Annotated in this window: 20 protein-coding genes and 1 CRISPR repeat array; of the genes, 6 read left to right on the top strand and 14 right to left on the bottom strand. The window is 46.3% G+C overall.

All coding sequences use genetic code 11. The features are described from left to right. Positions 1–30: 30 nt before the first annotated feature. The 11 genes from THAL_RS00955 to THAL_RS00910 form a co-directional block, all read right to left on the bottom strand. Positions 31–1461, bottom strand: a complete 1431-nt coding sequence (locus THAL_RS00955) for an ArnT family glycosyltransferase (RefSeq protein ID WP_012991237.1) — start codon at positions 1459–1461, stop codon at positions 31–33. After that, positions 1458–2039: a glycerol-3-phosphate 1-O-acyltransferase PlsY gene (gene plsY, locus THAL_RS00950; RefSeq protein ID WP_012991236.1), complete on the bottom strand. Its 582-nt coding sequence runs from the start codon at positions 2037–2039 to the stop codon at positions 1458–1460. Before plsY ends, THAL_RS00955 begins: the two co-directional genes overlap by 4 nt. Positions 2040–2066: 27 nt before the next feature. Further along, positions 2067–2213: a hypothetical protein gene (locus tag THAL_RS08395; protein ID WP_012991235.1), complete on the bottom strand. Its 147-nt coding sequence runs from the start codon at positions 2211–2213 to the stop codon at positions 2067–2069. Positions 2214–2403: 190 nt separating this feature from the next. Continuing rightward, a CRISPR array of direct repeats spans positions 2404–5097; the repeat unit is 29 nt; unit sequence GTTTCTAATGTACCGTGTGGAGTTGAAAG. A 210-nt stretch (positions 5098–5307) separates the two neighbouring features. Continuing rightward, positions 5308–5754, bottom strand: a complete 447-nt coding sequence (locus THAL_RS00945; RefSeq protein ID WP_012991234.1) for a delta-60 repeat domain-containing protein — start codon at positions 5752–5754, stop codon at positions 5308–5310. Positions 5755–5838: 84 nt separating this feature from the next. Continuing rightward, the gene (truA, locus tag THAL_RS00940) at positions 5839–6564 is read right to left on the bottom strand and encodes a tRNA pseudouridine(38-40) synthase TruA (protein WP_012991233.1); all 726 of its coding nucleotides are present in this window, start codon (positions 6562–6564) and stop codon (positions 5839–5841) included. Further along, the gene (locus tag THAL_RS00935) at positions 6557–7273 is read right to left on the bottom strand and encodes a PP2C family protein-serine/threonine phosphatase (RefSeq protein ID WP_012991232.1); all 717 of its coding nucleotides are present in this window, start codon (positions 7271–7273) and stop codon (positions 6557–6559) included. Before THAL_RS00935 ends, truA begins: the two co-directional genes overlap by 8 nt. Before the next feature lie 20 nt (positions 7274–7293). Next, the gene (locus tag THAL_RS00930; RefSeq protein WP_012991231.1) at positions 7294–7527 is read right to left on the bottom strand and encodes a DUF167 domain-containing protein; all 234 of its coding nucleotides are present in this window, start codon (positions 7525–7527) and stop codon (positions 7294–7296) included. Beyond that, positions 7490–7978 (bottom strand): hypothetical protein, encoded by a 489-nt coding sequence (locus THAL_RS00925; protein ID WP_148209113.1) that lies wholly within the window; start codon positions 7976–7978, stop codon positions 7490–7492. The genes THAL_RS00930 and THAL_RS00925 overlap by 38 nt, the downstream gene beginning before the upstream one ends. Next, a complete protein-coding gene (gene uvrC, locus THAL_RS00920; protein ID WP_012991229.1) occupies positions 7962–9659 on the bottom strand; it encodes an excinuclease ABC subunit UvrC in 1698 nt (565 codons plus the stop codon). Before uvrC ends, THAL_RS00925 begins: the two co-directional genes overlap by 17 nt. A 2-nt stretch (positions 9660–9661) precedes the next feature. Continuing rightward, entirely contained in the window at positions 9662–11161 is a 1500-nt protein-coding gene (gene nadB / locus THAL_RS00915; protein ID WP_012991228.1) for an L-aspartate oxidase, read from the bottom strand. Further along, the gene (locus tag THAL_RS00910; protein ID WP_012991227.1) at positions 11151–12143 is read right to left on the bottom strand and encodes a gluconeogenesis factor YvcK family protein; all 993 of its coding nucleotides are present in this window, start codon (positions 12141–12143) and stop codon (positions 11151–11153) included. The genes nadB and THAL_RS00910 overlap by 11 nt, the downstream gene beginning before the upstream one ends. Before the next feature lie 24 nt (positions 12144–12167). On the opposite strand from THAL_RS00910, the gene THAL_RS00905 reads away from it, so the two are divergent. From THAL_RS00905 to THAL_RS00880, 6 genes are read left to right on the top strand one after another with little or no spacing between them, the layout of a single operon-like run. Then, complete coding sequence (locus THAL_RS00905; RefSeq protein WP_012991226.1) at positions 12168–12647, top strand: YceD family protein; 480 nt, start codon at positions 12168–12170, stop codon at positions 12645–12647. A gap of 28 nt (positions 12648–12675) precedes the next feature. Next, positions 12676–13932 carry an adenosylhomocysteinase gene (gene ahcY, locus THAL_RS00900; RefSeq protein WP_012991225.1) on the top strand — a complete coding sequence of 419 codons (1257 nt, stop codon included), beginning with the start codon at positions 12676–12678 and terminating at the stop codon, positions 13930–13932. Continuing rightward, a complete protein-coding gene (gene gcvT / locus THAL_RS00895) occupies positions 13929–14960 on the top strand; it encodes a glycine cleavage system aminomethyltransferase GcvT (protein WP_012991224.1) in 1032 nt (343 codons plus the stop codon). Before ahcY ends, gcvT begins: the two co-directional genes overlap by 4 nt. Continuing rightward, complete coding sequence (gene proC, locus THAL_RS00890; RefSeq protein WP_012991223.1) at positions 14957–15730, top strand: pyrroline-5-carboxylate reductase; 774 nt, start codon at positions 14957–14959, stop codon at positions 15728–15730. The genes gcvT and proC overlap by 4 nt, the downstream gene beginning before the upstream one ends. Beyond that, positions 15730–16320 (top strand): purine nucleoside phosphorylase YfiH/LACC1 family protein, encoded by a 591-nt coding sequence (locus tag THAL_RS00885; RefSeq protein ID WP_012991222.1) that lies wholly within the window; start codon positions 15730–15732, stop codon positions 16318–16320. The genes proC and THAL_RS00885 overlap by 1 nt, the downstream gene beginning before the upstream one ends. Before the next feature lie 10 nt (positions 16321–16330). Continuing rightward, entirely contained in the window at positions 16331–17224 is an 894-nt protein-coding gene (locus THAL_RS00880) for a cation diffusion facilitator family transporter (protein WP_012991221.1), read from the top strand. Here THAL_RS00880 and dnaA read toward each other — a convergent pair. The 3 genes from dnaA to rplI form a co-directional block, all read right to left on the bottom strand. Further along, positions 17192–18376, bottom strand: a complete 1185-nt coding sequence (gene dnaA / locus THAL_RS00875; protein ID WP_012991220.1) for a chromosomal replication initiator protein DnaA — start codon at positions 18374–18376, stop codon at positions 17192–17194. The genes THAL_RS00880 and dnaA overlap by 33 nt on opposite strands. A gap of 100 nt (positions 18377–18476) precedes the next feature. Beyond that, positions 18477–19487, bottom strand: coding sequence for an aldo/keto reductase (locus tag THAL_RS00870; protein ID WP_012991219.1), 1011 nt, complete (start codon positions 19485–19487; stop codon positions 18477–18479). A gap of 3 nt (positions 19488–19490) precedes the next feature. Then, a complete protein-coding gene (gene rplI, locus THAL_RS00865; protein ID WP_012991218.1) occupies positions 19491–19937 on the bottom strand; it encodes a 50S ribosomal protein L9 in 447 nt (148 codons plus the stop codon). Positions 19938–19941 lie beyond the last annotated feature (4 nt).

Here is a 19941-nt window from a genome sequence, read left to right as displayed (position 1 = left end):
AACAGGGCCAGATATACAGATAGAAACCATCTAATAACCTTCAGGCATGCTTTCCTCCATATGACCGTTGAATTTTCTCAGCTTGTATATATAAAACCTTCTCACCTCCTCACCTCTCCATTTGACAACAAGGCTCCTCTCCTCTATTATACCTTCAAAACCTGAGAGGACTCTGCTGTCTATGGGTTTAAGGTCCACAAAGATAGCGTCTTTTCCCACATAGTTCTTCATGCCTTCTCTCCAAAGATCGTACTGGTTCATCCTCCTACCCAGATTTACGCAAAAGGTGCGAGGATTACCCTTGGTGTAAAAGGCCAGTTCCGCCGATATCTGATACTGAGGACTGAATACCATCTCCTCACCGGTATAAAGTCGGCTTACCTCATCCCCCAACAAGCTCCATCCTACGCCCATCTTAGTAGGATCCCTCTGAGGAGGTAGTATCTTCCTTAGACCCACCACATCCAGTAAAGGTGTAAAGTGAAGAAACAGGAAAAGAAAGAGAGAAAGACCAAAAGAAGGAACAAGCCACCTGCTTCTGGCCAAGTGGTAGGATGCCAGTATGCTACCTGTAAAGTAGGCAAACCCTGGCCAGTTGGCCTCCACTCTTTTGTGAAGAGAAAGCATTGAAAAAAACAGAAAAACAGGCAAAGAGTAAAGGGACAGAAAGGCTGTGGTACTGTTCTTCCATCCTTTTAACCAACCCATTAACATGAAGAAGAAGGGGATAACTGAAAGAATCAGCATCTGCCCTCCCAGATATTCCAGGATATGCTCCCACACAGAACCGCCACCCTTTGTGGCCAGAGTGGAAACATGCAAGAAGGAAACCATACCGTGTTTCATGTTCCAGTATATGACCGGTGTAGCCAGAAAAAAGGCAGGCAGAAGAGCTACGTAAGGCTTGTAACTAAGGAGAACATTCCTTCGGTAAAGGAGAAGATAGAGGAGAGTACAAGGTAATAGAAAAACAGCAGGATACTTACTAAGAAAAGCAAGACCGGCTAAAAAACCTGCCAAAAGCCACAATCTTAGAGAGTTTTTTTCTGACGCATGGTAAATAGTCATAACACTCAAGGACCAGAAAAACAAAAAAGGAGCATCGGTAGTCATAAGAAGGGAGTTTACGGAAAAACCCACAGACAGCTGTGGTATCACAGATGCCACGAGAGCTGTTTTCTCATCAAACAACCTTTTTACAAAGATGTACGTAAAAACAGACAGAAGGAAAGAGAAAAAAATGGGCCATACTCTTACCGCTATCTCTGTGTTTCCTAAGATAGTTCTGCTGATAAAGTTAAGGTAAGCCACCATAGGAGGCTTAGAGTAATAGCTAAGATCCAGATCTCTTGACCAGTCCCAGTATTGAGCCTCCTCCGGAAATAGGTCCAAAGGATAGAAAATCACATACAGAATTCTGAAAAAGGTTATTGATGAAAGAAAGAAAAGAAGACCCCTCATGAACCCACTTTTAACTCTCTACCCTCCATAAGTCTCTTTATGTTGTCCTTGTGCCTGTAAAATATCAGAACAGTAATCACCAGTGCCAGTAGAAAAATCTTAGCGGGCATAAAGAAGAGGGAAAACACCACAGCAAAGACACAGGCAGTTAAGGAAGCCAGAGACACATAACCCTTCCACTTAAACACCATAAGCCAGACCAACAGCGTAAGAAAAGCTAGGAAGGGAGAAATTCCCAAAAGTACACCAAAAGCGGTAGCCACACCCTTTCCCCCTTTCCAGTTGTGAAAAATGGGATACATGTGACCCAGCACACTGGCCACACCCACTAAGAAAACAGTCCACGAGTCAATTCCCATGTAAAAACGAGCCAGCCAGACAGGAACAAGACCCTTTGACATATCCAACAGAAACACCAGTAAGGCATACTTTTTACCTAAAGCACGAGCCACATTGGTGGCACCTACGTTTCCACTACCCACGCTTCTTATATCAACCCCCTTCCACTTAGCTATATGCTCTCCGAATAGGACGGAACCGTAAAGGTACGCCAACAGTACCAGCAGTATGGAGTCCATAGGTAGTATTATCTTATGGTTACTTTCCTAATGCAAGGGGTCAAGAAGAACCTTGTCATCTTCCTCCTTTTGGTATATAATATCCACCAAGACGGAGGGTCCACATAGGACCCTTGTTATCTTGGCAACTGAATAGAGGGTTGGTATTTCTTTGCAAGAGTGACTTTTAGGCATCTAGACATTTTTTAGTATTGATGTCTTGATGCAGAAATTTCTAATGCTTGAGAGAGTAAGCTCAGAGAGGGGTACTTTTGGATGCTATCCGAGACACCTGGAGTTTCCGAAAATAAACTTCATTTTGCGAAGGGTACCCCCTCTCTAAAGTTATTGATTCTGTAGGATAAGATTAATATGAAGAGTTAGGGTTTCTAATGTACCGTGTGGAGTTGAAAGATGTTGGTATTTCTCATCTGTTTTGAAAAAGATATCGTTTCTAATGTACCGTGTGGAGTTGAAAGCATTATCTTTCTTATGACAAGCAGTTCTTTTACCTCGGTTTCTAATGTACCGTGTGGAGTTGAAAGTCTATGTATGCCCTTGCTCTGTCTTTTGCAGAAAAGATGGTTTCTAATGTACCGTGTGGAGTTGAAAGCCCATCATGCCACCACCCATTCCTCCAATTAACATACCGTTTCTAATGTACCGTGTGGAGTTGAAAGCAAGCTTGCTCTCAAAAAGCTAAAGAAGTTAATACTTGTTTCTAATGTACCGTGTGGAGTTGAAAGCTATTTAAGAACATTACCATTCAAGGACTGGCTAAAGTTTCTAATGTACCGTGTGGAGTTGAAAGGAGTTTTTTGCCGTCGGAGTCTTCTGGCACATATTCAGTTTCTAATGTACCGTGTGGAGTTGAAAGGAAATTCCTCAGGAGGTGAAAAGCCTCTATGAGGAATGTTTCTAATGTACCGTGTGGAGTTGAAAGGAAAATAAGGAAGCATGTAATCAGCAAGAACTATGTAGATGTGTTTCTAATGTACCGTGTGGAGTTGAAAGGTAAATGTAATGATAACTGAGCGAAAGACCTGACGTTTGTTTCTAATGTACCGTGTGGAGTTGAAAGGTTATTGATTGTAAAAATCATATAACCATTATGGAAGCAGTTTCTAATGTACCGTGTGGAGTTGAAAGTGTCAAATCTTATCAAGAAAGCATTGACAAGATTACAGTTTCTAATGTACCGTGTGGAGTTGAAAGCTCCTCAAGGCGGGCAAGGAGTTGGAACACTATCAAGAGTTTCTAATGTACCGTGTGGAGTTGAAAGTCTCAGTTGTCTGGGGTCAAACTCCTCCCTGACCACTGTTTCTAATGTACCGTGTGGAGTTGAAAGTCTCAGTTGTCTGGGGTCAAACTCCTCCCTGACCACTGTTTCTAATGTACCGTGTGGAGTTGAAAGACAGTATTTAGCCATGAGGTCGTGGGAGTTTGAACCTGTCGTTTCTAATGTACCGTGTGGAGTTGAAAGAAAGCATCCAGAGCCTCATCGGGGCTATCTATCTTCACGTTTCTAATGTACCGTGTGGAGTTGAAAGTCATTATTCTTTTCAAGAACTCTCACCGTGATCATGGGTTTCTAATGTACCGTGTGGAGTTGAAAGTGCAAACACACTGTCATAACAGCAGTACATGTATTTCTGTTTCTAATGTACCGTGTGGAGTTGAAAGCATAGGCTTGACATAGAAGGCATGAGGGATGTCCCTAAAAGGGTTTCTAATGTACCGTGTGGAGTTGAAAGTTTTATCCTTGACCGAATTTAATAGCATTAAGCCCTTGTTTCTAATGTACCGTGTGGAGTTGAAAGGCACGCACGCACGCACGCAACAAAAACGTCCCTGTTTCTAATGTACCGTGTGGAGTTGAAAGTCTCATTGGGGTAAGGAACTACGGGTAGCGGTGTACGGGTTTCTAATGTACCGTGTGGAGTTGAAAGAAGGTGATTCCAACGCAGATAGTGAAGATTGTGGACAGTTTCTAATGTACCGTGTGGAGTTGAAAGGATGCTCAAGGAAATATGCGACAGGCTCATAGTTAAAGTTTCTAATGTACCGTGTGGAGTTGAAAGCAAACTACCCAACCCGCCGAAGCTCCTAAACTGCCCCGTTTCTAATGTACCGTGTGGAGTTGAAAGAGCTTTAGTGCCTTACGGATTTCATCCTTGTCTAGTATTGTTTCTAATGTACCGTGTGGAGTTGAAAGATGGGAGTAGTTTTGACACGGGGACTTCCTTCACTGGGTGTTTCTAATGTACCGTGTGGAGTTGAAAGATAGCAAACATCGTGCCAATCATCTGACTTTTAGGCTGTTTCTAATGTACCGTGTGGAGTTGAAAGCAAACTACCCAACCCGCCGAAGCTCCTAAACTGCCCCGTTTCTAATGTACCGTGTGGAGTTGAAAGCAGGAAGTGGCGGGAGCTTTGGAGAACGTGTTTTCTTGTTTCTAATGTACCGTGTGGAGTTGAAAGTGAGGGGATAAATTACATAGATAAGTCTCTCACGCATGGTTTCTAATGTACCGTGTGGAGTTGAAAGCTTCAGATCCATTAACTTCTCATACGCTTCATAGCTGTGGAGGTTTCTAATGTACCGTGTGGAGTTGAAAGATGCTCTGACAGATGAAGTATCCGCTTTACGGGGAGAGTTTCTAATGTACCGTGTGGAGTTGAAAGGTAACGTTCAGCCCAGAATTTACTAAGACCTCTCTGTGTTTCTAATGTACCGTGTGGAGTTGAAAGTTATGATTTGAGCAACGAAAAAGTTTTTATAGTCAGGTTTCTAATGTACCGTGTGGAGTTGAAAGGGGAGACAACAGGGAACGAGTTTTCATCATCTTCTAGTTTCTAATGTACCGTGTGGAGTTGAAAGATGCTCTGACAGATGAAGTATCCGCTTTACGGGGAGAGTTTCTAATGTACCGTGTGGAGTTGAAAGGTAACGTTCAGCCCAGAATTTACTAAGACCTCTCTGTGTTTCTAATGTACCGTGTGGAGTTGAAAGTTTGAGTTTCAAAGAAAATCTGAACTTGCAAGAGCTAGTTTCTAACGTACCGTGTGGAGTTGAAAAGTTTTTAATATCTCTATCTGTATGGTCTGTTTGCCTATTATCCTCTGGGGCCTCTCTATCTCTGCCTTGTAATGATTATCGTCAGATCCTCCATTAAGAAGCTCCCTCTTGCCAGACTCAAGAAATCTGTATGATCTTTATTGAAATTGAATATCAAAAATAAAAGGGCAGGACTATGTTCCTGCCCTTCTATTTTTATAGATTCTGTCTCTATGGCCAATACCTCACTATGGCAAAATCACCGTCTGAAGTTCCTGCGACCACAATCTTACCGTCTCTCTGGATGGCAAGGGCATAGGCTTTATCCTCACTATTCGTTCCAATATCTGTCGTTACTATGCCGTTTGTGCCGAAGCTGGTATCAAGGCTTCCATCTGGATTATACCTCACTACGGCAAAATCAGTGTTTGTGCCATTATAGGAATATCCTACGACCACAATCTTCCCGTCTGACTGGATGGCAAGGGCTTTGGCTTCATCCTCCCTATTCGTTCCAATATCTGTTGTTACTATGCCTCCTCTGCCGAAGGTGGTATCAAGGCTTCCAGATGGTGCTGTTATAACTCTTCCACCACCTCCACCGCCTCCACCATAACCACTAAAAACAATCCCCATTGCAATTAAACCGAAAACAAAATAACCTACATACCTCTTCATTTTATCCCTCCTCACAAAATAATTTTAATACACAACATACTTTCCTATGTCCCACATGGTACTGTGATATGGGCTAATTGACAGTTAGCTAAAGTGGATTTTTTCCAATGTGAGACCTTTTGCGGGAGCTGTGTATGGGCAGTTTTCACCTGATAGATAGCGCTCTATCTCTTCTTTTCCTATCTTTTCTAACCCTACCTGTACCAACGCACCTACCATTCTCCTTACCATGTATCTTAAAAAACGCCGTGCTCTAAAACTCAAAATAAGTATATCGCCTTCCTGTAGGAGGACCAATTCCTCTAAGTCTATAATAGGGTTCTTATCATCCTCTTTTTTAGAAAAACCGGAAAAGTCATGAGTTCCCACTAAAAGCTGACTGATCTCTCTCATCTTGTCCACCTGTAAGGTATAGGGGATTCTCCAAACAAAGGGCTCCAAAAAGGGATCTCTGGCATGGGACATATGGATTCTGTATACGTAAGTTTTACCTTTGATAGAGTAACGGGAGTTCCACTTCTCTTCTGCCAGCCAAACTTTCTTTACTCCTATGTCGTGAGGTAAAAGGGAGTTAAGGGCTTTCAGAAGCTTATCTGGTTCTATAAAGGTGGGTGCTTTAAAGTTGGCTGCATACTCCTTGGCGTGTACTCCTGCGTCTGTCCTACAACACCCTATAGGTTTGATGGTGCGATCAAAAATCTTGCTAAGGCAGGAAGAGAGTTCACCTTGAACGGTGCGTAGGGAGGGTTGTATCTGCCAACCGTGAAAGTGAGTACCTACGAAGGACAGAATTAGACCGTAGTTAAACATTCCTTTTCAGAAGAAGAAAACTCACGTTGTCCTTCTGAGGTTTTTCTTTTAACACCTCCATGATGAGATTCACGTCTGTGCCACAGGCGTTAAGGTCATCTTCCATTTCTTCCCAGAAACCGTCGGAACATGCCAAAAGAGCCACTGGTATATCCACCTGTCTTATGTAGATCTCAAAGTCCGACATATCTCCCGTAAGGGCAGAGGTAAGAATATGTCTGCGGGGATGGTTCTTTGCCTCCTGGGGTGTAAGTTGACCTTTGTCTATTAGATCTTCAACCACCGTGTGGTCTTTGGTGAGGCGAACCCAACCTTTTGAGTAGCCGTAAACTCTACAGTCACCCACGTTAAAAACCAAAACATCCTCTTCCCTTACAAGGAAACCTGCCAAAGCTGTGCCTAGCCCGTAAGCTTGAGGATGCTGACGCGCGTATTCTAAGAGTACATCCTTGGCTTCCCAAAGGGTAGACATAAGACTCTCCTTATCCTGAGGGTTTCTTTCCTGCAGAATCTCCAACACTATCCTGGAGGCCACCTCACCCCTGGCATGACCGCCTAACCCATCAGCCACAACCAGCCAACCACCTTGAAAGTTCTCGCTTTGTACCACATCCATAGCTTCTGTTTGGAAGACTCTTCCGTTCACCAAAAGAGCGTCTTCGTTGTTGGTTCTTTGTTTACCCCTGTGAGTGTAAAAGTAAACCACCATAGGACTTTTAAGATTATAAATCAAAGCTGTGAGATGCAGAATACTTTTATCCTTGAGGAAGTCCCTCTAAGGAGCTTTATACGACTCTTGGGTACCTTTAGATGTTTTGACAGTAGTTCCAGTATCCTTTCGTTAGCTTTTCCGTCTTCGGGTGGTTCCTTTACCGCCACCTCGTAAAAGTTGGGGGATAATTCCTTCACGTACTCCTTAGAGGCCTTAGGTTTTGCTTTCACGTGTATAACTATCATTATCATCCTTTAAATTATAGAGGGCACCGAGGGTCACTCCCCATACGACGTGTAGTAAAAGAAGGGTCAGGTGTTGATGTAGATGGTGGGGTAACATAAGCTCTGACATACGGGCACCTAATAGGGAAGTTATTACCAAAAAGGCTAAAGCAAGGGCATGCCAACAGATGCCAAAGAAGAGCCCTTTGACAGCTCCCCACGGCGACGGTAATCTGTGGTACACTTGAGGTGTAACAAAAAAGATAGCAAAGATCATAGAATTGAAAGTGTGTCCTATAACCATCGCTAAATCCTCGTATCCTCTGAAAAGTCCTGTGTAGGAAACTATTTCTACATACTGTCTGTAACTACCAAAAAGCCCTAGAAAACCCTCCAACATAATATCCACACCCATCATAACGTAGCCTGCTACCAGGCTGGCAAACACATAACTGGGGAAATTAACTCCCTTTATCACCTGCAAGGTACTTTTCTACCTCCTGTTTTAGGGAAGGGTCTATACCTAACTGCTTCAGATAGTTAGGGTCTGCCTGAAGAAACTCATAAAGGTTGTCAAAGTTCCTGTAGATGATGCGCTTCTTTACCTCTCCTATACCTTTCACTTTGTCCAGTATGTCGGTGAGGGCGTTTTTGAGTCTCAGCTGTCGGTTGTAGGATAGGGCAAAGCGGTGTGCTTCGTCCCTTATAAGACCAAACACCTTGTAGAGGAGTGGGTTCTCTTTGAGGGGGATCTTCCTACCATCCTCCGTTATGAGGAGTTCCTCCTCTTTGGCGAGAGCCATGACTTTAATGGGTAGATCCCATCTATCCCTCACCCTTATTCCTACGTTCAGCTGCCCTACTCCTCCATCTATGAGCCATATGTCGGGCATTTTTTCCTCTCCCTCTTTCAGGCGCCTCGCCCTTCTGGATAGTATCTCTTCCAGTGCCATATAGTCGTTTATACCTTCAAAGCTCTTTATCCTGTATCTCCTGTAACGCTTTTTGTTCATGAAGCCTTTTTCCCAAACCACACAAGATCCTACCACATACTCCCCGTAAAAATGGGAGACATCAAACCCTTCTATCACCTCCGGTAAAGGTACAGATAGGGTTTTGAGAAACTCCTCCCTTAGGACCTGGTAGGGTACGGCAGCACCTACGTTCTCCCTCAGGAGTTTTTCCAGCTCAGGATCTTCTAATGGAAGTATCTTGCAGGCTCCCCTTTTCTGTAACCACTGTATTAGTTCCTCACTGATGGGAAAATTCACCAGCAGTACCTGAGGCAGCACGTTGGCGTAGTAGAAACCTGCCAGCATCTCTTCCAGTTGGCTCTCACTCTCCAAAGTGTGTATCTGTTTGTCCACCAACTTATGGGAACGGATAAGAAATATTCCCACCACGTTACCCATTCTGTAGAAGACATCTGCACTGGCGTAAGGTAATGGACTTACCTTTTGCCCTTGTCCTAAACGCTCTAAAGCCTGTATCTGATCCCTTATGACGGCACACTTCTCAAACTCCATGTTCACCATAAGCTGGTCTATGCGCTGGTAGAGCAAGGGTAACACTTCTCCCACTTCTCCCGAAAGCATAGACTCCGCAGACATAACCGACAGTAGATAATCCTCCCTATCTATCTTTCCGCAGCACGGACCACTGCAGAGGCCCAGATGATAATCCATGCAAGGTTCCTTCCTGATAGGCATAGGATCACATGTGCGTAGTTTAAAAAGACTGTGCACCAATCTTTTAACTTTGTAGGCCTTACTGGCTGTAAAGAAAGGACCGAAGAGTTTGCCTCTGTGATGGGCACCTCTCACAACGCGAAGGGTGGGAAAAGGATCCTCGGTGATGAGGAGCATGGGATAACCTGCACCGTACTTGTGAAGTATGTTGTATTTGGGTTTATGAGTTTGAATGAGGTCTATCTCTAAAGTTAGAGCTTCAAACTCGTTACGGGTGATAAACCAGTCCACACTGTCGGCTTGCTCCAGTATGGCTTTCTCTCTGGGATCTGAGGTAGATGCCCTGTAGTGCTGTAACAGTCTTTCCTTTATGTTCTTTGCCTTTCCTATGTATATAGGTCTTCCCTTTCTTTGAAAAAGATAAACACCGCAACTTTCGGGAGCTCTTTTGAGGGTTTCAAGATCTATCATACTTACCAATTTAGTCCCACGCTTATCAATGTGTCCTTTCTGTATCGGTCATCTTGGTAAGGATAATCTTTCCTGAAGTGGACACCCCTACTCTCCCTTCTGTTTAAAGCTCCCTGCAGTGTTCCTAATGCTGTCAGAGATATATCCAAAAGAGCCCTGTTCTCCGGTGTTCTTCTCCAGCTTTTCCAACTGTGCAACCACTCGGTCAGTATCCCTATGGCGTGTTTTAGTCCCTCCTCATCCCTCTCTAATCCACAGTACTCCCACATGAGTTCTTTCAGATGGGTGAGGGTAAAGGGGGGTTCTTCCTTTCCTTCATGCATGTTCCTGAAGGAAGAGGAAGAAAAGGTTAGGGTGCTAAGGTCATGTAGTACTCTGTGGGCCACACGGAATCCAAAAACTAAACCCTCCAGGAGAGAGTTAGAAGCAAGGCGGTTAGCTCCGTGAACACCTGTACATGCCACCTCTCCAACAGCGTATAGCCCGGGTAGCCTTGTTCGCCCCCACAGATCTACTTCCAAACCTCCTATGTAGTAGTGAGCTGCCGGAACCACAGGTATTGGGTCCTTCAATGGGTCTATACCTTTCTCCCTCAGGTATGAAACTATAGTGGGGAAACGTTCCTCTATGTTGACACCTTTACCCACGATGGGTCTCATGTCCAAGAAGACACGATGGCCTTCCTTCAGCTTTCTGTATATAGCTCTGGCTACCTGGTCTCTGGGGAGGAGCTCATCCACGAATCTCTCACCCCTTTCATCTATCAGAGTGGCTCCTTCACCTCTTACCGCCTCCGATATCAGGAAGCTGGTTCCGTCAAGTACCGTGGGATGAAACTGGACAAACTCAGGATTTACCAGAGGGATACCTTTTCGGATGGCTATACCGATGGCGTCACCACGGGTAGGTGAAGGGTTGGATGTGTGAAGGTAAAGGGAGGCAGCACCGCCTGTGGCCAGTACCACCGCCTTTACTCTCAAGAAACGGATGCTACCATCCTCTACGTACAGTACACCCTCCACTTTGTCATCCCCCAGTATCTCCACCAGCTCACCCCTGAGAACTCTTATACCCAACTCCTGAACCTTTTTCCAAAGAACTTGGTATATGGCTCTTCCTGTGTAATCCTTTACTTTAAGAACACGAGGGAAAGAATGTCCCCCTTCGGTGGTGGTCTCGGCATCAAAGGTCACACCCCACCTTATCAGGTCACCGATACGCTGGACGCCTTCCTCCACCATAGTCGTAACCGCCTGGTGGTGGCAGAGACCACGACCCGCCTTTACAGTATCCATAAAGTGAAGGTAGGTGCTGTCCTTGGGATGGAAAGCACAGGCCACACCCCCCTGTGAGTAGTAGGTGTTTCCCAGCCCTCTGGTGAGGAGGAGGGGCTCCCTACCTAGTTCCGCCAGAGTGATGGCGCACACCAAACCAGCTATACCGCTACCGCATATGAGGATTTCCTCTCTTTCTTCGGGAAGTAGGGAGGTGTCAAAGTTCATAAAGTACGTCATTGGATACACGTTGCTGGTACACCCTTATCAAAAGATCCGCCAGTCTTTCTGGATCGTGCCTAACAAAATCGTCCTTCTCTCCTATTAGGTCCTCTGCGTAAACGAGAACACCTTCTTTTGCTATCTTAGCTACATCGGGTACTACAGGTTCTTGGCCTTGCTCCACATACCTTTTTAGGACATGACTGGAGGGCATACGAGTGTTCACTACTACCACGTCCAGTTTTTCCAGGGAAGAGTGTTCCAGAAAGGCCCTGTAATGGTCGTAAGCTGTGTATCCATCTGTCTCTCCAGGTTGGGTCATGGCGTTCACCACCAACACTTTCAGCGCTAAACTCCTTTTGACGGCATCCCTCAGATCCTCTATGAGGAGGTTGGGTAGTATACTGGTGAACAGGCTCCCCGGACCAAACACCAATACGTCGGCGGCTTCTATCTTGGCTATAGCGTCTATGGGTGGTTTGACATCCTGTGGCTCCAGCCAGATTTTCTTCACTCTCTTTCTGTTCTCCCTTCCGTACTTGGTTATCTCTTCCTCTCCTTTGACGACCGTTCCGTCCTCGAAACTGGCACAGAGATTCACGTTTTCCAACGTGGCGGGAATTATCTCTCCCTTCGTTCTCAGTATCTGGGAGGCTATACGTATAGCGGACATAAAACTACCTGTTATGTCGGTGAGAGCCACCAGAAACAGATTTCCGAAGGCGTGTCCATCAAGTTCGCTACCTTTGAATCTATACTGAAAGAGGGCCTGAAGGATCTCCTCACTCTCTGAGAGAGCCACCAGGCAGTTGCGAATATCACCGGGTGCCGGTATGCTGTAAGCTTTCCTGAGTCTCCCCGTGCTCCCACCACTGTCCGCCACCGTCACTATGGCAGAAAGATCCTTTATCTGTTCACCTGTGTATCTCTTTAACCCCCTCAAAAGAGTAGATAATCCGGTACCACCTCCTACCGCTACCACTCTCATGATGTTGGGTTTATTTTAACATCTATGGTGATTTTAAACCTGAAGGAAATTTTTAAAAGGTCCAATCGTTTCACCGGCTACTATAGACTCTCGCCCTCCGAGATAAAACTGCCTGCAGACATAGGAGAGATAACCAAGCCTGTGGAGGTGCAGGTGGAGATAACAAAAGAAAGGGGTGGTTATCGCCTGCATCTTCACATACAGGGTGAGGTTACTTTGGAGTGTAGTAGATGTCTTCAAGTGTATCAAAAGGATATAAGTGGACAGGAAGTTATAAGGTTGGAAAGATATCCAGAGGAGCACGTGATACACATAAGACCACAGGACCTTAACGTGTCTTTCTACGAGGATGAAGAGGCCTTTGATCTTGTCTCCCTGGTGAGGGAGCAGATCATACTGAGCATACCCACAAAGCCTCTCTGTGATCCTAACTGTGAGGGTATACCTTACCAAAAGGAGGAAGAAAGCCCCTTTGCATCCCTTAAAAACCTGCTAAAGAAGTAAGAAAGCAAATGTTAAAATATCCTCCATTATGGAGTATCACGTAAGGGACTTACAGCTGGCAGAATTAGGGAAGAGAAGAATAGAGTGGGCCGAGAGGGATATGCCGGTTCTCAGAAGCATAAGGGAGCGTTTTGCCAAAGAAAAACCCTTCGTGGGTGTGAGGATATCGGCATGCCTTCACGTTACCACCGAAACAGCCAACCTAATGATAACCTTGAAGGAAGGTGGAGCAGAGGTTTTTCTCACAGCCTCTAACCCCCTCTCCACACAGGATGACGTGGCGGCCGCCTTGGTGCACTACTTTGGTATACCCGTCTTTGCCATAAAGGGTGAGGACAGGGACACCTACTACAGTCACCTGCACGCCGTTATAAGGAAGGAGCCTCACATAGTGATAGATGACGGAGCTGATCTGATATCTACCCTTCACAGGGAATACCCTCAGCTGGCCCAGAAGATTCTCGGGGGTATGGAGGAAACCACCACGGGAGTGATAAGGTTGAGGGCCATGGCGGAGAGAGGTGTTCTTCTCTTTCCTGTCATAGCTGTAAACGATGCCATGACGAAGCATATGTTTGACAACAGGTACGGCACAGGTCAGTCCACCATAGATGGTATACTGAGAGCCACCAACCGCCTCATAGCGGGTTCCACTTTTGTGGTGGCAGGATACGGGTGGTGCGGGAAAGGGGTGGCTCAAAGAGCCAGGGGTATGGGTGCCACAGTGGTGGTGACAGAAGTGGACCCTATAAAGGCTCTGGAGGCCAAGATGGACGGTTTTCTGGTAATGCCCATGATAGAAGCAGCCAAGATAGGGGACTTTTTCGTAACGGTAACAGGTAACACCTCCGTTATAAGGGAAGAACACTTTAAGGTGATGAAGGATGGTGCCATAATATCCAACGCGGGACACTTCGACGTGGAGATAGACATAAAAGCTCTGGAAAAACTCAGTGTAGGCAAGAGGGAGGTCAGAAACTTTGTGGAAGAGTACACCCTCTACGACGGAAGGCGTATCTATCTGTTGGCGCAGGGAAGACTGGTGAACTTGGCCTCTGCGGAAGGACATCCGGCCTCGGTGATGGACATGTCCTTTGCCAACCAAGCCCTCTGCGCCGAGTACATACTGAAGCATCACTCCCAGTTGGAGAGGAAAGTTTACAAGGTTCCCAGAGAGATAGACACCCAAGTAGCCCAGTTGAAACTGGCCAGTATGGGTGTTCAGATAGACCAGCTGACGCCGGAGCAACTAAGTTATCTTTCCAGTTGGGAGATAGGAACTTGAGAAGGACACCCCTTTACCCCCTTCACAGAGAGCTGAAGGCTCGTTTCTTTTCCTTCGCAGGTTACGAGATGCCCCTTCAGTACACTTCCATCTTGGAAGAGGCAAAGGTGGTTAGGGAAGGAGCGGGTGTTTTTGATGTGTCCCACATGGGTCGCCTCTACGTTAAGGGAAAGAATAGTTTGGTTCTACTGGAAAAACTTACCACAAGACAGGTGGAAAAGCTTCGGGTAGGTAAAGTACAGTACAACCTCATCAGTAATCCAGAAGGGGGAATCAAGGACGATGTAACCATCTATAGACTGGATGAGGATGTTTTTATGATCTGTGTCAACGCCATCAACAGGGAGAAGATAGTAAACTGGTTCTCTCAGAACCAGCTGGAAGTGGAAGATGTTACAGAAAAAACCGTCCAGATAGCCCTTCAGGGGAAAACATCTTCCCAAATTCTGAGTAAGTTTTTCCCTATCGATGATATAAGATACTATCATTTCAAGGTGGTGGATTCTTTTCTGGTGTCCCGAACAGGGTACACGGGAGAGGATGGTTTTGAGATATATGCGCCGGTGGAGGAAGGCAAAGAACTTTGGAGCGAGCTGGTCAAGTGGTGTCCTCCGTGCGGTCTTGGTGCCAGAGATGTGTTACGTATAGAAGCAGGTCTGGTCCTCTATGGTCACGAGATATCAGAAACCATCTCACCTCTGGAGGCGGGTCTTGAAAGGTACGTAAGTTTTCAGAAGGAGTTTATCGGAAAAGAGGCTATGCTTTCCAAGGAGGTGAGGCGAAGACTCTATGGTCTAAAGCTCCTACAAAAAGGGGTTCCGCGTGAAGGCAGCAGGATCTTTCTGGACGGAAAAGAGATAGGAGTTGTTTCTAGTGGTAGTTTCTCTCCTGTCCTCAACAGGGGTATAGCTCTCGCTTTTGTGGACAAAGAGTTTCTTAAGGAAGGTCTTAGGGTAAAGGTAGTGTCGGGAAACAGGGAGTTGGACGCTGTTCTTAAGGCTCCTCCCTTTGTGAGGAAAGGGTCATGAGGATCGGTATAGTGGGTTACGGTAATATGGGATCCGCTTTTGCCTCCGCACTGAAGGAAAAAACACAGGTGGTGGTGTATGATGTAGATCCTGCCAAGATAGATAGGGCACGGCAGGATCATGTGGCAACAACAGAGAGTTTGGAGTTTTTGGTTTGGAACTCGGATGCTGTGTTGGTGGCTGTGAAACCTAAGGATGTGCCCTCCCTTCTGGAGGACTTGAAGGGTCTTCTGGAGGAGCGTCTTTTGGTGAGTATAGTGGCAGGACTTTCTATTGAGAAGATTCAGCGAACACTGGGTGAGAAGAAGGTTATAAGGGTTATGCCTAACGTGAACGTGCTGGTACGTAGAGGGGTTATGGCCTTCTGGGCCTCTCCTCAAGTGTCTTCTGAGGAGAAAAAGGCCTTTGTGGAACTTTTCTCCTCCTGCGGGAAACTTTACGAGATAAAAGAAGACATGATGGACAGTTTTACCGCTCTGGCAGGTTCAGGTCCGGCCTTTGTCTTTAAATTCCTTCACGCTATGGCCCTTTCAGGTGTTATGGAAGGCTTTCCTTACAGCACTGCTCTGTCCATAGTACTGGATACGGTGGTGGGTAGCTGTGAACTCCTCAAAGAGATGGGTGGTGTTCCGGAGGAGTGGGTGCTACGTGTGGCTTCTCCGGGTGGTACCACAGTGGAGGGTATAAAAGTACTGGAGGAAAGAGGGTTCGTGGGTACGGTGATGGAATGTGTAAGACAGACCTCTCAGAAAGCCAAAAGACTCACCTGATGTTCTCCTTCAGGTACGGAAAGGTGCTGGTGGGAATGGAAGAGCATAGCCCTGATTCTTCCGTCATTACCCTCCAACAGGTACATTCCTCCCGAGTGGTTCCTTACACCGGTCTACCCTTGGGTGGTACAGAGGGCGATGGCATCATCACCACCCTCAGGGGAGTTAGGGTAGGTGTGAAGACAGCTGATTGTCTGCCGGTGGTGTTGGCCACCGGTAACGCTGTGGCGGTTGTGCATGCCGGTTGGCGAGGTTTGGCTCAAGGTATCTTAGAAAGGGCTGTGGAGATGTTGAAACCTATGACCCAAGAAGATGCCTGGGCTTTTTTGGGACCTTCTGCCAAACACTGTTGTTACCGTGTGGGAGACGAGTTTATAGATATCTTCACCGCCATACACGTAAGGAACAGAGAACTTTACATGGACCTGCAGGAGGAAGCACTACTGCGCCTCAAAAAGCTGGGGATCAGACGTTTTTTCCTTTACCAAGTCTGCACAATATGTCACTCTTCCTTACCTTCCCACAGAAGGGATAGAACCACCAGAAGGATACTGACGTGGGCCATGTTATTACCAGAAGAAGAAACCTAAAATTTCTGATATGGAACGCTACTGCAAGGAGGAGTTGATCTTTTACACGGGGGACCAGTCCGCCAAAAGAACTCTCTGGGTGCTGGTGATAACGCTGGTGGTTATGTTGGTGGAAGTGGCAGCGGGAGTAATGTACAACTCGGTGGCTCTTCTTTCGGACGGTGTCCATATGGGTACCCATGCGGTTGCCTTTGGTATAGGTTATCTCTCTTACTACCTGGCAAAAAAGTGGGCACACGATAAGCGCTTTAGTTTCGGTGTATGGAAGGTGGAGGTTCTGGGTGCTTATACCAGCGCGGTGATACTGGGGGTGATGGCTCTTTTGGTTTTGCAGGAGGCCATCCTCAGACTTTTAAAACCTGAGAGTATAGCATACAGACAAGCCATTTTGGTGGCCCTGCTAGGTCTTTTAGTAAACCTATTGAGTGCCTTACTCCTCGGAGGGCACCACCAACACGACCATGTGAGAAGGGCCTCTTACCTGCACGTCCTGGCAGATAGCTTCACTTCTGTCCTTGCTCTTGTGGCCCTTACGGTGGGGATGAAGACAGGTTGGTGGTTTCTAGACCCTCTGGCCGGTGTGGTAGGTTTTTTTGTCATAGCTATGTGGTCCTATGATCTCATAAAGGAAACAGCCTTTGTACTTTTGGACAGGGAGATGGATAACCCGCTGGTGCAGGAAGTCATAAAGCGTATAGAGGATGATCAACACAGCAAAGTAAGAGATATACACCTCCTGAGGTTGTATCACGACAGATTTGCCTGCATAGTGAGTATAGACACTTACGTACAGAAGGACGTGGACTATTACGCTCAGAAACTGGCCGATATAGAAGAGATAGCTCACACTACTTTTGAGATAAGGGTGTGTTCAAGAGAGGTGTTTCCTGAGTCCGTCCTCTAAGAACTTTAGCATATGGTGAAACTTCCTGTCTGTCCTTCGCTTTTCCTCCACCTTCTTTATGGCATATAGGGCGGATGTGTGATCTTTCTTACCAAAGTATCTGCTTATCTCTGTGTAAGAAGATCCCAACAAGGTTTTACAGAGGTACATAGCTATCTGTCGGGCACTTACCACCTTTCTGTCCTTAGAATCTGTACGCAGAAGTTCTGGATCCACTTTGAAGTTTTTGGCCACGTATCTTACCACCGTCTCTATACTTCTCTGATCTCTTCTTACAGGTTTCGGTACTTCACCCAGTATCTTCATAGTCCTTATGAAACCCTCTATCTCTCTGACGTTGTAACCTGTGTTTTCGGCCACATAGCTCACCACACTATCTTCGGGACTAAAGCCGTACTCCATAAGTTTTTTCTTTATTACGCTGATACGCGTTTCATCGTCAAGACCTATCTCCAGTAGGAGCCCACTCTCAAACCTACTCACCAGTCTGTCAGGTACATCCTTGAGATCTTTGGGATGTCTGTCACTCACCAAGACTATCTGCTTTTCAAAAGTCTGTAGTTTCTCAAAAACACGGAATAGTTCCATCTGGGTTCTCTCTTTGCCCGCCAAAAACTGCACATCATCCAGAAGAAGTATGTCTACATTTATGTACTTCTCCCTGAACTTCTCTATCTTCCCTTCTTTGAGAGCCTTTACCATCTCTTCGGAAAAATCGTTTATGGAGCTGTACATAGCTCTGTAACCTTTGGTCTTGGCCCTGTTACCTATAGCGTGGAGCAGATGGGTTTTACCCAGACCTACGCTACCGTACAGAAAGAGAGGACTGAAGGATCTACCTGGGTTTTCTGCCACCTCCAAGCATACCTTGTAGGCCAGTTGGTTGGAAGGCCCCACCACAAAGTTTTCAAAGGTGTAACGGGGATTTATGTTGTCCTTTACCTGATCCTGCTGGGCCGATTTGACCACCACTTTTTTGGGATAATCCTTGAGCCTCGTCTTTATGTAGGCGTAAACCCACTCCTTGTACTCCTCCGTGGGTGTTACTATCAGCACCATGTCCCCTTCCTCTTGGATGAGGAACTGACGGAACACTCCCGCCGCAAACCTATCTTGTTTTTCCACGAAGGGTAAGAACTCCAACCTCTCCATACCTTTTAGTTATCATAAACACCCTTCCTTAAGGTGGTGATGCACAGAGTCAAAAAACCATAACGCCTTGGAACCAATTGCCTATCTCAATGACTAAGCATCACTTCCTTTCAAAGAGGGAAAGGAAGCGGTCCGTGTCCACGGGCTCCCTCTCAAAGATCTTAAAGTTTTCTTCCAGGTGGTGGGGCTTACTCATACCCACGAGCGCTGTGCCCACCCCTGGTGTACTTCTAACAAACTGCAGAGCCGCGTGTACATCCTTCTCAACACCGAAAAAGTCTCTTAGCCACTGAGGTACCCTCCCCACTACTCTACCCTGGAAGATGGATGCACTGGTGTAAACGTATATACCGGCCTCTTTACAGAACTCCAGAAGGGACACTTCCCTCCCGTTGAGGAACTGATTCTTGAGGGTGAAGGCTTCTGTCATACCCAGGTTGTAAGGAAGCTGAACAAAACGCATACCATGATCCTCTCCTCCAACACGGTGAGCTATCTGCAAAATCCTGCTCATATCTATGTAGTCTCTTTGATGAGGTGGGACCCTAAGACCATGCCACGTGGCAAGTCCGTAAAAGCGCAACTTTCCTGCCTTTCTCTGATGTTCCAGATACTCAAAACACTCCTCTATCTTTTTGTAAAAGGTATCTCTGTCGGTATACTGAAGCTGCTCTTCCGGATTGTGAAGGAAGTAAACGTCTATGTAAGAAGTCCTTAGATTCTCCAGACTTTTGTGAAAACACCAGTCTATGAAAGATACCTTGAGGGAGTGCCCGGTGAGATCTTCCTCTTCTATCAGCCCCTTCCTCACAAAGGTTTCGTAAAAGTACTCCCTTGGGTCTACCCCCGCCTCTATGTCGTAAGGGAGGTATCCCCCTTTGGTGGAGACAAAGAACTTCTCCCTCCCCACCGTGGCAAGAACTTCTCCTATGTCCCTTTCACTCTTCATGTATCTGTAGACTATAGCGGTGTCCACTACGTTTATGCCGAGCTCCAGGCCCTTCAGAAGGACCTTCTTGTAGCCTTCCGATGTCTCTCTATCGGGGTTTCCCAGATAGGTGCCTATTCCCAGTTCCGAAAGCCTAAAACCCAGAAAATCTCTGTATAACACTCTTCACTCCGCAGGTTTCACGTCTACCTTTATGTTGACCACCACCTCAGGATGGAGCTTTATCTGGACAGTGTGTACACCTATATCCTTTATGGGTGTCCTAAGAAGGATCTTCTTTCTGTCAACAGAGAAACCTTTTTGAGACAGAGCTTCCGCTATGTCGGAGGCTGTGACGGAACCGTAGAGTTTGCCCTTCTCTCCTACCTGTTTGAAAACTTCTACCATTGCGCCCTCCAGCTTTCTGGCCAGTTCCAGAGCCTTTTCCTTCTCCTTCTGAAGCTTGCGAGCCTTTTGGGTCAGTATGTGCTGTATGTGGCGCAGGTTTCCCTCTGTGACAGGTATGGCTATACCTCTCGGGATAAGATAGTTTCTGGCAAAACCGTCCTTTACGTTCACCACGTCACCGAAAGTGCCGTAACCTTCCAAGTCCTGAAGCAGTATCACCTTCATGGCA

This window comes from Thermocrinis albus DSM 14484, assembly GCF_000025605.1.
In the GTDB taxonomy this organism is placed as follows: domain Bacteria; phylum Aquificota; class Aquificia; order Aquificales; family Aquificaceae; genus Thermocrinis; species Thermocrinis albus.
This window is presented reverse-complemented; position numbering and strand designations above follow the sequence as displayed.